At 29.5% G+C, this 16,160-nt stretch carries 14 protein-coding genes; 5 read left to right on the top strand and 9 right to left on the bottom strand.

The window, feature by feature from the left end:
* Positions 1-309: 309 nt before the first annotated feature.
* Together OCU47_RS06315 and OCU47_RS06310 are read right to left on the bottom strand one after the other, a co-directional pair.
* Positions 310-840, bottom strand: a complete 531-nt coding sequence (locus OCU47_RS06315) for a GNAT family N-acetyltransferase (RefSeq protein WP_261827747.1) — start codon at positions 838-840, stop codon at positions 310-312.
* Positions 840-1,514, bottom strand: coding sequence for an HD domain-containing protein (locus OCU47_RS06310; RefSeq protein WP_261827746.1), 675 nt, complete (start codon positions 1,512-1,514; stop codon positions 840-842). Before OCU47_RS06310 ends, OCU47_RS06315 begins: the two co-directional genes overlap by 1 nt.
* 185 nt (positions 1,515-1,699) lie before the next feature.
* Between OCU47_RS06310 and OCU47_RS06305 the strand changes: the two genes are divergently transcribed.
* The 3 genes from OCU47_RS06305 (at position 1,700) to OCU47_RS06295 (ending at position 5,705) form a co-directional block, all read left to right on the top strand.
* Positions 1,700-2,638 (top strand): DUF2935 domain-containing protein, encoded by a 939-nt coding sequence (locus tag OCU47_RS06305; RefSeq protein WP_261827745.1) that lies wholly within the window; start codon positions 1,700-1,702, stop codon positions 2,636-2,638.
* Between the two features lie 361 nt (positions 2,639-2,999).
* The gene (locus OCU47_RS06300) at positions 3,000-5,000 is read left to right on the top strand and encodes a methyl-accepting chemotaxis protein (protein ID WP_309297442.1); all 2,001 of its coding nucleotides are present in this window, start codon (positions 3,000-3,002) and stop codon (positions 4,998-5,000) included.
* Between the two features lie 234 nt (positions 5,001-5,234).
* Entirely contained in the window at positions 5,235-5,705 is a 471-nt protein-coding gene (locus OCU47_RS06295) for a DUF3237 domain-containing protein (RefSeq protein WP_376778028.1), read from the top strand.
* A gap of 183 nt (positions 5,706-5,888) precedes the next feature.
* On the opposite strand, the gene OCU47_RS06290 is transcribed toward OCU47_RS06295, so the two are convergent.
* From OCU47_RS06290 to OCU47_RS06275, 4 genes are all read right to left on the bottom strand, one after another.
* On the bottom strand, positions 5,889-6,893 hold the full coding sequence (locus OCU47_RS06290; RefSeq protein ID WP_261827744.1) for an inorganic phosphate transporter: 1,005 nt from the start codon (positions 6,891-6,893) through the stop codon (positions 5,889-5,891).
* Positions 6,886-7,512, bottom strand: a complete 627-nt coding sequence (locus tag OCU47_RS06285; protein WP_261827743.1) for a DUF47 domain-containing protein — start codon at positions 7,510-7,512, stop codon at positions 6,886-6,888. Before OCU47_RS06285 ends, OCU47_RS06290 begins: the two co-directional genes overlap by 8 nt.
* 296 nt (positions 7,513-7,808) lie before the next feature.
* A complete protein-coding gene (locus tag OCU47_RS06280; RefSeq protein WP_261827742.1) occupies positions 7,809-8,807 on the bottom strand; it encodes an inorganic phosphate transporter in 999 nt (332 codons plus the stop codon).
* On the bottom strand, positions 8,800-9,426 hold the full coding sequence (locus OCU47_RS06275; protein ID WP_261827741.1) for a DUF47 domain-containing protein: 627 nt from the start codon (positions 9,424-9,426) through the stop codon (positions 8,800-8,802). The genes OCU47_RS06280 and OCU47_RS06275 overlap by 8 nt, the downstream gene beginning before the upstream one ends.
* 344 nt (positions 9,427-9,770) lie before the next feature.
* Between OCU47_RS06275 and OCU47_RS06270 the strand changes: the two genes are divergently transcribed.
* Positions 9,771-10,682 carry a cation diffusion facilitator family transporter gene (locus OCU47_RS06270; protein WP_261827740.1) on the top strand — a complete coding sequence of 304 codons (912 nt, stop codon included), beginning with the start codon at positions 9,771-9,773 and terminating at the stop codon, positions 10,680-10,682.
* An 85-nt stretch (positions 10,683-10,767) separates the two neighbouring features.
* On the opposite strand, the gene OCU47_RS06265 is transcribed toward OCU47_RS06270, so the two are convergent.
* A complete protein-coding gene (locus OCU47_RS06265; RefSeq protein WP_261827739.1) occupies positions 10,768-12,741 on the bottom strand; it encodes a [FeFe] hydrogenase, group A in 1,974 nt (657 codons plus the stop codon).
* Positions 12,742-13,486: 745 nt separating this feature from the next.
* On the opposite strand from OCU47_RS06265, the gene OCU47_RS06260 reads away from it, so the two are divergent.
* Positions 13,487-13,660 (top strand): hypothetical protein, encoded by a 174-nt coding sequence (locus OCU47_RS06260; RefSeq protein ID WP_261827738.1) that lies wholly within the window; start codon positions 13,487-13,489, stop codon positions 13,658-13,660.
* A 98-nt stretch (positions 13,661-13,758) separates the two neighbouring features.
* Here the strand turns inward: OCU47_RS06260 and OCU47_RS06255 are convergent, their stop codons facing one another.
* A complete protein-coding gene (locus tag OCU47_RS06255) occupies positions 13,759-14,757 on the bottom strand; it encodes a WYL domain-containing protein (RefSeq protein ID WP_261827737.1) in 999 nt (332 codons plus the stop codon).
* Positions 14,741-16,033, bottom strand: a complete 1,293-nt coding sequence (locus OCU47_RS06250; protein WP_261827736.1) for a helix-turn-helix transcriptional regulator — start codon at positions 16,031-16,033, stop codon at positions 14,741-14,743. Before OCU47_RS06250 ends, OCU47_RS06255 begins: the two co-directional genes overlap by 17 nt.
* Positions 16,034-16,160 lie beyond the last annotated feature (127 nt).

Raw genomic sequence — 16,160 nt, 5'->3', positions numbered from 1 at the left:
GTAGCTTTCAAATATTATGAATTTCTTAGTATTTCATAAATAGAATATAGATTTTATATAAAATAAATCTTATTATCTAAATCTAATATCTATGGATTCTTGTGTAAGCTGATTTTCATCACTTGTTTGCCACACTCTACACTCTAAATGTAATAATCAATTAGATCTATTTTCTATATTCTATGTTTCCCAAATTAAGAAATTTTAAAGCTTATATTAAATTTGGATTAAAAAATTAACTCATTAAGGATTTTGTAGCCTTTAAGCTGCACATTCTTAACGAGTTCACCACACATATCTTTATAGTACTTATTTTCCTGTTAAACTAATCCATTCCTCTCTTAATATTGACATAACAATTTTATTATGGAATTTTCCGTCTCTAAAGCAGGCTTGCCTCATAATTCCTTCTGTTTTAAAATTCGCTTTAGTATACGCTCTCACTGCCCCAACATTAATATCTGAAACAGTTAACATAATTCTATTAAGCCCTAAATCTTCAAACCCCATTTTAACTATCTCTTTTGTCACAAATGTACCTACACCTTTACCATGATAGGACTTGTCACCAATAAATATAAAATATTCTCCAGATTTATTAATCTGACTGATTCCTGATATTCCAGCATATCCAATCAAATTGTTTTTTGCACTATCCACTATGGCTTTTTTATAGGATGACTTATCTAATAAGACTTTATCAAACCATTCTGAGATTTCACTATCACTATTCATTTTTTGAAACTTAGACAGCGAATATTTAACTACCTCTTTATCTCTTATCCATGAATAGAAATATTCTTTATCTTCTTTTTGCAAATTTCTTAAACGTATGCTCATTATTTAATACCTCTCATCTCTGCCCTTAACGTATTAAAATATTCTTCCATGAACTTCAGTCTCTCTATCCCTATTTCTTTTGCTTTTTGTGTATACAATTTTTCAGGAACTTTTTTAAACTTTACTTCATACTCAATAAATGGTGAATGTTTTGAAACGTCTTTTATTCTTCCATTTTCAACAGTGTTTGTTTTTAAATATTGATCAAGTGAATCATCTATCTCCAACCTTTGTCCAAATTGACCTGCAAGCATAAACGTACGAGCAATGCCTGTAGCTCCAATAACATCTAACTTATCTGCATCAAAAAGTATCTTTGCTTCTATGGTTCTAGGTTCATTTCCTGTTCTGAACCTATGTGCAAGGATACAATGCTTTATTTTATAAATCTCTGTTTCCTCATATTCTAATGCTCTCAGTATTTCACCTGCCATCTCACTTCCTAAAACAGCATGATCTATTTCTCCTGTTTCATCCTTACTTTCTTTTACTCTAGCAATATCATGCAGTAAAGCTGCTGGGATTAATACATCAAGATTTACACTATCTTCACTCTTAGCAATTAATAAGCAAAGATTATAAACTCTATAGACATGATCCAAATTATGCGCTGAACAAGTTAACTCCTTTTCTACTATCTCAACTATTTTTTTGTGCTTCATTTCACTACTCATAAAAGGCCTCCTAAATATTTCTAAACAAAGTTTATCAAACATACGTTCTTTAGTCAAACATTACTTCCTTTTTACTATCTATACATAGTTACAAATTTAACTTACTATTAATAAAAAGCCACTCACTAAAATCATGATTTTTGAATATATTATTTATAGTAAAAATATTATTATTGGAGAATTAAATGATAACAAAGCAAGATTTTATTACTCAGTCCTTAGAATTAAATCTATTTTTTCTAAGAATAATGAAAGAACATTCCATATTCTTAGAGGCATCTTTTACACCTAAGAACAAAGATTTAATTGCTCAAGCAGATTCATTCAAAAATGAATTCAATAAATTACTTAGTCAAGCTATAACTTTATCAGAAGGAATACTTCCCCCTAAAATAGCAAGATCAAACGAACTCGTAACACAATATACTTTGGATGCTGAAAAAGTAACTGAAAATTATACTGGAATACCAATCGACACTAACTTAACCAAAGCAGAGCAATCTTTATCAGCTGGCCGCAGTGATCAAAACATATCTCTGTTAACTGAACAGATTTATATGTTAAATCACCGTGCTATATATGCCGCAAACATGCTTATTAAATTTAAAGCAAAAATTAAAAATGAAGTATTATCTTGTAAGTTGTTCACTACTCTATATCCAGCAGTAATTAATCATATACTTAGTGAAGCTCAATTTTATGTAAAACTATTGACTAAATTGCAAGATGGAACTGAATTTGATTTAAACAAAGAAATGCTTGATAAAGAAGTCTTTTGGGATGATAAATTATCAGAACATGCTTACACTATAAGAGGATTATTAGATCCTACTGAAAAAGCATTATTTAAAACAGCAGATGATTTTGGACATGATTTTGAAGACTTGAAAAAACAAGCAGAAGAAGCACGTGCCACTTCTAAACAATTAGAGGATCTTACTAGAAAAACAATAGAAGAAACTCTTAAATTAAAAGCCTTTAAGGAGGCAGCTACAGGTGGTTTGTTAGCCTGTAAGATTAAATCAATAATCTTGCCACTTTTAGCTGATCATGTATTAAGGGAAAATAATCACTATTTAAATCAACTTGAAACTTATATGGCTGATCAGAAATTACCCAAATAAGAATACTTCCTAATTTTAAGAGAACCAATACGGTTCTCTTATTTTAACCTACTTACCTTACATTCTTTTTCACGAAACTTATTGATAAATTAAATTATATTAATTATTAATAATTGTTCTTGCATGCACATTACTTTACATTTTCTATGTATAAACTTGTTAACTTTTAATTAACCTTATGTGAATTTTCTATGTATTTTAATGATTTTTTAGCATTTTTCAAAAAATATTATCCACATTAATACACCAAAACCATATACTTAAATACTAGTAATTAACTTCTTGTGTAGAATTTGATTCAAAGTTCGATAAATAATATCATTTAAAAAATATTATTTCAAAATAAAGATTGGGGGTCTAAATGATGAAACAAAAAAAATTCACTTTAAATTCAATTCGTACAAAGCTGATTATAAGTTTTCTGTCGGTTTGTCTAATTCCACTTATAATCTTAGGCTCAATCTCCTTGGCTCAGTCAACATCAATTTTAGATAAAAAACTTCAATTAACTAGTACCCAGACATTATCTCAAGTTAATTCAAGTTTAAATAATTATTTTTCTGGAATGAACTCAATGACAAGTATAATGTCTAATAACTATTCATTCCTTCATATGAGTGAAGCTAATAATTTATCCTCTGCAGAAGAATTACTAAAATCAATTAAAGAAAGTCATGCAGATATTCTTAATACATACGTAGGCACAGAAGAAGGCAAGTTTTATATTAATCCTAGCCAAAAGCTGCCTGATGACTTTAATCCAACTCAACGACCTTGGTATATTAACGCAAAATCTAATCCTGATAAAGTTGTAACTACTTTACCTTATAAGGATGCTTCAAGTGGCAAATTAGTTGTCTCCACCGCAAAAGCAATTCAAAACAATGGTAAAATTCTAGGGGTTGTAGCTATTGATATCTCTGTGGATACATTAATAAAAGATATCTCAACTAGCAAGATTGGTTCATCTGGATACATATTTACAGCTGACATGGATGGAAATGTTATTGCACATCCAGATCAAGCACTTATCGGAACAAATGCAATTGGAAAACAATCATACTGGAATGAAATCAAATCAAAGGATAGTGGATACCTTCCTGTTACTGTTGGAGGACAAAAACAATTTTTAGTATATCAAACCAACAAAATTACTGGTTGGAAAACTGTTGCTGTTATGGCTCATAGTGAATTAACAGCTGATACTAATTCAATTATGTCTACTACACTAATTATGATAGGTATAATGCTAATTATAGGAATAGCTGCTTCTTGGGTATTAAGCAAAGGCATAGCCGAAAACATAAAAAAACTTAAAGAAGTTTGTGCAAAGGTATCAAAAGGAGATTTTACTGTTTCCGTTGAAACCAAAGCTAAAGATGAATTCAAAGATTTAATAAATGATTTTAATTTAATGATAAGTAATATATCCAGTCTTATGAAAAAAATAAAGAAGTCATCAGAAACTGTTCTTGAAACTTCATCAAACCTTGCAAGTATGTCAGAAGAAACTACAGCATCTGTTGAAGAAGTTACAAGAGCAATTAACGAAGTATCTATGGGTGCTGTTAGCCAAGCTGAAAATGCTCAAGAAGGAGTTGCAAAAATTCATGAACTATCTTCTACTCTAGATATTATTACAAAGAATAATGCTGATATGAATAAACTTTCATTATCAACTGAAAGCTTAAGTAGCGAAGGTCTTGCTAAGGTTAAGGATTTAATTGAAAAATCTGATAGAACAAAAGCATCAACTGATCAAGTATCTAAGATTATATCAGACATGGACAGCAGTACAGCCAAAATTAATTCTATATCTGAAACTATATCTGATATTACAGAACAAACTAACTTATTATCTTTAAATGCAAGCATAGAAGCTGCTCGCGCAGGTGAAGCTGGCAAAGGCTTTGCTGTAGTTGCAGATGAAATAAGAAAACTTGCTGAACAATCTAAAGATTCTACAGAAGAAATTAAATCTATTATTGAAAATATAAAATCTAGATCTGAAATAGCAGTTATGGCTATAGAAGATGCTGGAAATATAGTTATAGAGCAAGAAGTTGCAGTAAAAGAAACACAAGAAATTTTCAATAAAATAATAGAAGCAATCTCCTCAATAACATCTCTAATTGGAGACATGCGTAGCTCTGTAATAAATGTAGATTCTAAAAAAGAAGATGTTCAAACTGAAATAGAAAATATCTCATCCGTTTGTGAGCAAACAGCCTCTGCTTCTCAGGAAGTAACTGCATCTGCTGAAGAAATAAATGCAACAATGGACGAATTTACTACTTATGCTCAAAATCTTCAAACTCTATCAGAACAACTTGAAGAAGAACTTAATAAATTTAAAATATAATAATTAACTAATATAGCCGTAACAAACATTCGTTACGGCTTATCTTTTTATTGTTTTCAGGTGAAAAAATTCTATTTCTAGATTGATTTTATAGTGCATATTTAATGATCATAGAGCTATCTATCTATTAATATCTACTGAATTATATACTAATTCATAAAACTAATATATAATTGATGAGAAACAGATAATAATTATCTGTAAACAAAAAATAGAAACTAGGTGAAAAAAATTATGATGAACTTTGACAATGTACAATTCGAAGAAGTATTTAGTATTACAATTGATGTAGATGCACCTATAGTGATTGGTCAAGACGAAATAGTTGGTAGACGTCAATTAATTCCTATACGTTCTGGTAAAGTAACTGGTAATGGATTTAATGGTGAAGTCCTACCTGGTGGTATTGATAGCCAAATTATTCGACCTGATGGGAAATGTGAGCTTTCGGCTCGATATGCAATAAAACTTGATGATGGTGCAACCATATACATAGAAAACAATGGAATAAGAACTGTTCCACCTGAGTATGTTAATGCTGTTAAAAATGGTGAATTTATAGATCCAAATGTATACTATTTCCGTACTGTTCCTACATTTGAAGTCTATAGTTCAAAATATAAATGGCTGACTGAGTATACATTTTTCTGCTCTGCAAAAAGGTTACCTGAAAATGTTCTTTTGCAATTTTACAAACTCTTATAGAACTTCTAGAAATAAGTACTAGGGCAAAATAGATTCACATATAAAGCCACTTATTTTCCGAGGATGCCAAATTATAATAGAAAACAATAAATGTCATAGTACTGGTAAAACTGCTAATTCTAATAGCAACCTTAACAAATCTATGACATTTTCTTTTCTAACATCTATTCAATTATCTAAATATTATACAAATAGCTTGGCCACAGTGATTATAATAGCTGATAATCCTGCAGTTATTGGAATAGTCAATACCCACGCCCAGACAATATTTTTAGCCACTCCCCATTTTACTGACTTCAATCTTTTTGAAGCTCCAACTCCCATTACAGTTGTTGAAATTATATGAGTTGTACTAACTGGAGCATGGAATGCACTTGCCATTAAAATAACAACTGACGCACCAGTTTGTGCTGCAAAACCATTTACTGGAGTCAACTTAGCCATTCCGCTTCCCATAGTTTTAATTATTTTCTTTCCACCTATAGAAGTTCCAAGTGCCATAGAGGTTGCGCAAGCTATTATTACCCATGTAGGAACTTTAAAGGTAGCCGCACTTATAAATCCACCACTCATTAATGCCATTGTAATTAATCCCATAGACTTCTGTGCATCATTACCACCATGGTTTAGAGCCATTGCAGCGCCTGCTACTACCTGAAGTTTTAAGAATATCTTATTTACAATTCTAACTTTGAAAGGCTTTAATATCCAGTTCAATATCTTCATTATAATATATCCTACTGTAAATCCTATTAAAGGCGAAAGGAATAGCCAAAGTACTACACTATGAAATAAGTTGTACCAGTTTACCACTTTTAAAGTACAAGTGTAAGCAATAGCTCCTCCAACTAAAGATCCAATTAATGCATGTGAAGAACTACTTGGAATTCCAAAATACCAAGTAATCAAGTTCCAGATTATAGCTGAAATTAATACTCCAAATATAACCCATTGAGGTATTGATGAATGACTAACAATATCCTCACCTACTGTTTTGGCCACAGCAGTACCTGTAAATGCTCCAATAAAATTAAATATAGCGCATATTATAATAGCTGCTGTTGGTGAAAGTGCTCTTGTAGTAATAGACGTTGCAACAGCAGTCGCTGTATCGTGAAATCCATTAATAAAGTCAAATATCAATACCAAAATTACTATAAAAATAGTTATAGCTAAAGCACTATGCATTCTTTATGACAACTCCCTCTATAAGATTTGCAATCTTCTCACATTTGTCAATAGTATTTTCTAAAATTTGATATATTTCTTTCCATTTAATAACCTCTAATGGGTTTGTCTCATTTCTAAATAATTCTCCAACGGTTTTTCTAAATAGAGCATCTGCATCATTTTCTATTTTGTTTATGTTAATTATTCTTTCTTTTATGTGATTTGACTTACTGCTCAATAGATGAAGTTCACTCATTAGTTCTAGAATGTTTACTGCACATTCTACTACCATATCTGCTAAAAGTTTAGCTTCTTCTGTACTTTCATCAATATTAAACATTACAAATCTGTGGGCTGTGGAATTTATTAAATCTAATATGTCATCCATTTGCTTAATTAATACATATATATCTTCTCTGTCTATTGGTGTTATAAATGCTTCATTTAGTTCCTTAGTAACAACACTAACTAACCTGTCTCCTTTATGTTCTAACTCTTCAATTTTAGCAACATCTTCTTGTTTGTTAGATAAAGAATCTAAACTTTTTCTAAGTGTTACAGCTGCTTCATTTACATTTTGTGCTGCGTCTAAGAACATAGTATAGAATTTATCTTCTTTTGGCTTTAAGTTAAACATATTATCACATCTCCCTATAAAATACGCATACTCGACATATAAATTAATAAATCGCAATCCATTACAAGTATATTCTATTTTGAAAATTTTTTAAACTATTTTTTAAAAAACTTAACCTAATCTTAATATTGCACCCCTTTACACTTAACACTATAAAATATAATTTTAACATTTCTATTTAATAATTTATACAATTTAAATAGAAAATAGACCTGTGAATTCTAATATTATTAAAATCCCCAAGTCTATTTTCTAATTTTCCTAACTTCATATGTATATAGAACTATAGCTCTGAATTATACAAATAATTTAATTATGAATATAGTTAATGCTGAAATTATAGCAGTTATAGGAATAGTTAAAATCCAAGCCCATACTATGTTCTTAGCTACGCCCCACTTTACTGATTTTAATCTCTTAGAAGCACCAACTCCCATTACAGTAGTTGAAATTACGTGTGTTGTACTAACTGGAGCATGGAATGAACTTGCAAGCAATATTACTCCAGCTGCCCCTGATTGAGCTGCAAAACCATTTACTGGTGTCAACTTTGTCATACCACTACCCATAGTTTTAATGATTTTCTTTCCACCAACAGAAGTTCCAATAGCCATTGCCAATGCACAACATACTACAACCCATTTTGGCACTTCAAATGTACTTATATAACCACCGCTTAATAAAGCCATTGTAATTAGACCCATTGATTTTTGAGCATCATTACCTCCATGGTTCAAAGCCATTGCAGCTCCTGCTACTACTTGCAATTTTAAAAATATTTTATTTACTATACGCACATTAAATGGTTTTAATATCCAATTTAATATGAACATTATAATATATCCAGCAGTAAAACCTATAACTGGAGCCAAGAAAATCCACATTATTACATCCTTAAAAAGATTATTCCAGTTTACCACTCCAATTTTCCAAGTATAAGCCATTGCTCCACCAATTAATGCACCTATTAAAGCATGGGAAGAACTACTTGGAATTCCAAAATACCAAGTAATTAAATTCCATATAATTGCCGATAACAGTACGCCTAAAATAACCCATTGAGGAAGCTCTGAACTTTTTACTATATTAGCACCAACAGTTTTTGCAACGGCTGTACCAGTAAATGCTCCCACAAAATTAAAAATTGAACAAATTATAATTGCCGCTCTCGGACTTAATGCCCTTGTAGAAATAGATGTTGCTACCGCAGTAGCTGTATCATGAAATCCATTTATAAAATCAAATATCAACACAAAGGCTACTATTAAAATAGTTATAGTCATAGTGTTATGCATTCTTAATAACAACTCCCTCTACCATATTAGCAATTCTTTCACATTTATCTATAGTATTCTCCAAAATTTGATATATCTCTTTCCACTTAATAACTTCTATAGGGTTTGTCTCATTTCTAAACAACTCTCCTACTGTCTGTCTAAATAAAGCATCAGCTTCATTTTCAATTCTATTTATACTTATAATTCTTTCTGATAAATGATTTGACTTGCTGCCAAGTGAAGGAAGTTCCTCCATTATGCCTAATATATTGCTTGTGCATTCTACAATCATATCACCTAAAAGTTTTGCAGTTTCAGTGCTTTCGTTAACGTTAAACATAACAAATCTATGTGCTGTTGAATTTATCAAATCTAATATATCGTCCATTTCTTTTATCAACATATAAATATCTTCTCTGTCAATTGGTGTTATAAAGGCTTCATTTAATTCTTTTACTATTTTGCCTACAAATTTATCTCCTTTATGCTCCAATTCTTCAATTTTACTAACCTCTGCTTCTTTAGTTGATAAAGAATCCAGACTTTTTCTTAAAGTCAATGCAGCCTCATCAACATTTTTTGCTGCTTCCAAGAACATAATAAAAAATTTATCCTCTTTTGGCTTTAAGTTAAACATACTTATCACATCTCCCTAAAAAAATAATTATTTGATGTTTTTTAATTCAATCCATTATAAAGTATATTCGATTTTTAACAAATTTTAAACTACTTTTAAAAAATTTAACCTAAACTTAATATAAACAACATTTATTTGACTCATATTCCATATTATTGAATTCGTTCTGCCCGAATTATATATTTTGTAATGGATAAAATACAATTATAATTATAAAACTCATTTTCAATTGATAATGAATCCCACTGTGTTTTATGCTTGACTTTCCAATAATTATAGATGTATTATATATTTAATTTAAATTCTCAACTGAAATAAAAAAATATATAATTGGAGGCAATATTATGAATGCTAAAGTTAAAGTTGCTAGATTATCTTTACTTTCAAATTCAACATTAATTGTAATGAAATTAATAGTCGGTTTACTCACAGGTTCTGTAAGTATTATTTCAGAGGCTATTCACTCGACAATGGATTTATTGGCTGCCATCATTGCTTTTTTCTCAGTAAAAATTTCTGACAAACCTGCAGATAGCATGCATCCTTATGGACATGGAAAGATTGAAAATATTTCTGGTGTAATTGAATCCTTATTAATATTCGCAGCTTCTATTTGGATAATTGTTGAATCTGTTAAGAAAATACTTAATCCATCTGAAATTGGTTCAATCGGATTCGGCTTTATTGTTATGTTTATTTCATCAGCCATAAACTATATTGTATCAAGAAAGCTATACAAAGTAGCCAAACAAGAAGATTCTATAGCCTTAGAAGCAGATGCTCTCCACTTAAAAGCTGATGTTTACACTTCTTTAGGTGTAGGCACAGGATTATTGCTAATATGGGTTACTAAATTAAACTTTTTAGACCCTGTAGTTGCTATTGGCGTGGCCATTTTTATTCTAAAAGAAGCTTATGAATTGTTAAAGACTGCCTTCGAACCACTTCTAGATGTAAAGTTGTCTGACGAAGACATTAAAGTAATAGAAGATAAAATCATAAAATATTCCGATGTATACTGTAACTATCATAATCTTAAAACAAGAAAATCAGGACACATGAGATATATTGATCTTCATTTAGTTTTTCCTGATGAAACCACAATTAAGCAGGCTCATGATATATGTGATTCCATTGAGAAAGATATAGAACAAAGTTTAAAGCACACTGATATCATGATTCACATGGAAGCTTCTGAAGAAGCAAGTAACTGCGAAAACTGTAAAGTTAAATGTAAAAATAAATTTGCACACTAAAAACAGGTTATAAAATACTTTTAACGGTATTTTATAACCTGTTTTATTATTCTAAATTGTTATGCTTATATAATTAATGTATATATTATTCTTTGTATTCTACTACATCAGATTTATTTTTATCCTTTCGTACTTTAACCCTAGGAAAATATGAAGTATGTAGCAATTCATGCGCCTTGTGACTTAATGGATGCTCTAAATATTTTTCATAAATTGCTTGGATATATGGGTTTTCATCAGATTTTCTAATTTCCTTAGACCTATCTATACTATTCAATCCCTCTGCTCTATTAATTAATACTTCCTTTTTATTTCTCTTTATCTTAGGCTGTCCGCCTCCACCTACACATCCACATTCGCATGCCATAATTTCTATAGCATGGAAAAACTCTTCGCCTGATCTTATCTTATCCAACATTTTGGCTGCTTCTCTAAGACCATGTGTTACACCTATCCTAAGTTTTAGATCTCCAGCCTCTACTTCAGCTATTCTAAAACCATCCCAACCTCTTAACTGTTCAAATTCAATATTATCAAGCTTCTTTCCTGTTATCTTTTCAACAGCAGTTCTAACTGCAGCTTCAATTACTCCTCCTGTTCTTCCAAAGATTATTCCAGCTCCAGTATACTCTCCTAAAACCGGATCTATATCTTCTTCCTCAATATTTTTCAAATCTATTCCTGAAGTTTCTAATATCCTAATTAACTCTCTAGTAGTAATTACATAATCAACATCATAATTTAAATTTATTGAGAATTCAGCCCTTGATGCCTCATACTTTTTAGCTATACAAGGCATAATTGCTACTGAAGTAACTTCTTCTCTTGAAAAACCTTTTTCTTTTGCCCATATCTCTTTTGCTACAGTTGCAAACATCTGCATTGGTGATTTTGCAGTAGAAGGAACATCAAGCATATCTCCATAATTTTGTTCTATGAATTTAATCCAAGCAGGACAACAAGAAGTTAAAATAGGAAGACGTACATTTTTCTCTCCAGCCAAATACCTTTCAAGCCTATCTTGAAATTCAGCGGCTTCCTCAGCTATTGTTAAATCAGCTCCCCAAGTGGTATCAAATACATAATCTACTCCTAATTTTCTAAGAGCTGCTGCTAGTTTTCTTTCAACATTCTCTCCTGGTTCAAATCCAAAAGCTTCTCCAATTGTAACCCTTACAGCTGGAGCCATCTGAGTGATTACCAGCTTGTTTGGTGTTGCTAAATCTCTTAAAAATTTAAGACTATTATCACCAGCAGTAATGGCATCCACAGGGCAAACTGATATACAAGCTCCACAATGAACACATCTATCATAATCAATTTTATGTAGCTGTTTCTTTTCTCCCACTATACAGCTAACAGGACAAACCCTTGCACAGCTCCCACATCCTATACATCTTGGCGTAATTGTTATTTTAACAAGATGGTTGCATTGAGAGGTATAGCATTTTTTTTCTTCAATATGCTCCTCTATTTCCTCATAAAATTTTTCTATAATTTCTTTTACTACGTCATGCTCTTGCTTCATTTTATTTGTGATATTTTGAGAAATTCTTCTCATAAGATAGATATCACGCATATTAGTTACACCCTTACTTATCCTATCCCAGACCTTAAGCAATTCTGTGAACTCTTCTTTTACTGCATCATACTCTCCATAAATTCCATCTTTTATTTTGCCTAATAAGTACTCTAAATAAAATTTTTCATACTGAACAATGCAATCTTCTTCAGATAAAATAATTATTGTTTTACTTGAAATATCTTTGAATGTGTCAAAATCTAATTCATCCTCTAAATTTTCTTTTGTTAAAAAACCACCAAATGGAATTCCTATCTGAGCAGCTTTAAAATCAAAATCATCAATAATTCCACCAGAAACTTCAATAAGATCCTTAAGAGTCCCCCCTTGTTTTAATTCATATATTCCTGGATTATTAATCTTTCCACATATAGCTATTGACCTTTCCCCTTTAAGCTCTTTTAATTCTTCTTCACTAAAAACAGAAAAAATACATCCAAAAGGACTTTGTATAAATGTTGGTTTATTCTCAGACATTATATCACTCCTTAGATTCTCAATAAATTTTATATAATCACTACAACCATAAGATAGTAAATTTAGTTTCTATTAAATATGTGTAAAATATCTAGCTATCTCTTTTATTACTAATCAAATATTATTTTAAGTATTATCCTCGAATATTATTCAATTATTGTATATAATGTTCAATTTCTAGTATCATTAAACTTTTGTGCTTTAAAGAGTATATAACTGTTTCTTAGACTTTTGTATATTATTCAAAATAGTGGTAAATAATATATATGTGTTGCTTTTTTGATTTAAAAATTGCATAAATGTATATATTGAGAATAAAAAAATTCATATTTTAATAAATTAATGTTATCCATCCTTTTTATAAAATTAATCAGTTTCATAAATTTTAGTGTCCTATATCTAAAATCAGCATATGATATAACTTGTAAGGCAACTTTTAAGTTTTCAAGTATATACTCAATGTGATTTTTTTAATATTCAGAGTTAATTTATATTGAAATTGATAATAAAATATTCATATTATTGCATAATTTTTTCTGATTATTTGCAGGTTTTTATGCAATTATTGTACAAATATCATTTGAACATAACTTTTTTACTTTATTATTCATGAATTTTTTTACATTATTATTTTTTTGAAAAATTACGTAGGGATATTTTACTATATTAATAATTTCGGTTTCTTTACTCTTATCGGAATTATTAATATAATAAAATCAACATAAAGAAGGAGTGTGAAGGAATTATGTTATTTATAATAATTTCAGCTTTAATTATATCTTTATTAGTTTATGACTATAATGAAGAAAAGAACGTAGATGACATTCCAGAGGAATATAGAAACTTACCTGAAATGAATTCATTTGCAAAAATAAAGAGAATGAGAAGAATTAGAAAATGTAATGTTCATCGTATCTAGACGTTTTTCTAGATTAGAAATAATTATAGCGTAGGATAATATCCTACGCTTCTTTTCTAATTTTATATTCAATAAAAATTTTTGCTGCTTATCTATTTCTATTCATAAGCTTTTTTAATTCTATCGATTAAAATATTTTTAACTCTTTCTGGTGATTTCACCTTAACATATGGTCCAAGAGACAATATCTTATTTATTACTTCACTTTCATCGAATGTGTAATAATAAATATCCATTTCATACTTACCTTTATCTAGCTCCCTAGAAGTTCTTTCAAAGGATGAGAAGCTCATAAAGCATCTTTCAACAACACCTCTTGTATCTTGAAGTTCCAACGTGATTGGAGTATCACAATATTTGCTTTCCCGTAATTTTTTCAATATCTGCTCTCTATTTATCTCTAATTTTGTATCTTCATCTATTTTAACCTCTCGTAATGTATGTAAGTTTACCAACACACTTCTATTATCTTCTATTGAATATAATGATGCCCTAAGAACGTCATCCTTTATGGAATACTCAATCCTTATTGGAAGTGCCAATTTATCTATATATTCATTGCCATACTTATCAACATTCGTATATCTAATTGGTGTTTCTTTTATTATTCCTTGTAAAATAGTAAAAAAGACATTAGCTACATTGTCATAGTCGTACCCGAAGTTTCTTTTTATTTTATTAGTAAATTCTATTATATTATTATTTCCTTCATTTATATTTATTAATGCCTTTTCTAATTTACTTACAATCTCTCTGCCGAGGAGAACTTGTACTATAGGCTCCTTAATTAATCCATTAAGCCATTCTTTTTCAACCTTTGAAAATCTAACTTTAAGGGGTAATTTATCTTCTTCATTTATTACAGCATAGAACTTATTATCGATCCTTTTTAATAGATTTAAGTTGCTCTCAGGATTGTATTCATTTGTTAACATTCCTTCAAAAGTTCTAAAGTCTTTACCTATTGCTTTTTCTTCATATTCTTCTTTATCTACAAGTTTAATAATTTCCTCTTCACTAATGCCAGTATTGGCTAAATTCAAGATTCTAAATATAAAATGAAAATATTTATTTTTGTACTCATGAAATAACTCCATAACTCCTCAACATATCCTCCCAATCATTTTTTATTCTCTTACTCAACCAACTAGGAGCAATAACCTTTAAATATCCAGCATATTTACGAATCCACGGAATCATTTCTATAGGAGAATTTACTTCTTTGGTTATCAGATACTCCGTATCACTTATTTTTTGAATTATGCATTCTAACAATTCTCCTTTAATTTTTTCAACAATATAATACTCCTGCTGAGAATTTATATTAACTTTAAACTTCACTATTTCATAAGGATCATTGTTGTTATGTGGCACACTTGAAAAACTATTCTTCATAGAAAATCTATATTTGTCTTCATACTCCTCATAATTGAACTTTGTCTTTAAAATCTCTACCTCATCTCTTCTATCAATTCTAATACTTATACATCTACCACTGTTATTAAATCCAATCAGATAAAACCTACCACATTCAATATCATATCTAAGTTTAAATGGCTTAATAATTTCATCATTATGATGCTTAACTCTAATTGTTTTAGACTTAGCTTTAAGAATTATTTCATATCTACCCTCAATTGCATTCATAATTCTTAATAGTAATTCTTCATCTATAACAGGGTGAAAGTGTAAATTTTTATATTGAAAACAGTCATTATCAGCAACCTTAATATGCCTCTCAAATTCCATATAATCTTTTAATGTATCATAAAAGTAATAACCACTTATATTAGGAAAAACAATATTCTTAAATAGATGCACTACATAATAAAGTTTTTCTAACTCCTCAGCATCTAATTCCTTTAATATATCTTCAGAAATATAATATTCCTTTACTCTTCCTATTTTTTGAAATGACACTATTTCCATAGAATTAGCCATTTCACTAAGTTTTCTTTCTATAGTTTTACTGCTTATGTTATCATAATTTATAAGTCCTCTATTTACCAGCTCATTTTCAATTTCAGAAAAAGTCATTGGTTCATCAAAATAATTTAAAATTAATAAAATATAGTAATATAGGATAACATCTGTTTGAGTAAAGCTTTTGCTTAGGTATGTATCAATCAAAAAATTTTTAGTATTGGAAATAGAATCATAACTTAAATTCAAAAGTTTATTTTTTCCATCCTTATCTACCTTTACAAAATCTTTTGCTATATACTGCCTAATTCTTCTCATTTCATAGCTAACTTTTCTGGAACTCCCATGATTTTTACTTTCCAAATCGCTTCTTGAAAAGCATCCATATAAAAAAATATCTCTTAAAATTGAACGAATTAAATCATAGTGTTTAATAAAATCTGGGAACATTAATAACACCCCTTCCAGTTATGCATCATAGAAAAGTTACTCCATATTATAACATATAATTATCTTGATTAAACCTTAGGATTTAATATTATTGTTCCCATGAATACTTCACCATATATGAATGATG

This window comes from Clostridium sp. TW13, from assembly GCF_024345225.1.
In the GTDB taxonomy this organism is placed as follows: Bacteria; Bacillota; Clostridia; order Clostridiales; family Clostridiaceae; genus Inconstantimicrobium; species Inconstantimicrobium mannanitabidum.
The sequence above is the reverse complement of the archived record's forward strand: the minus strand, read 5'-3'. Positions and strand labels throughout refer to the sequence as shown.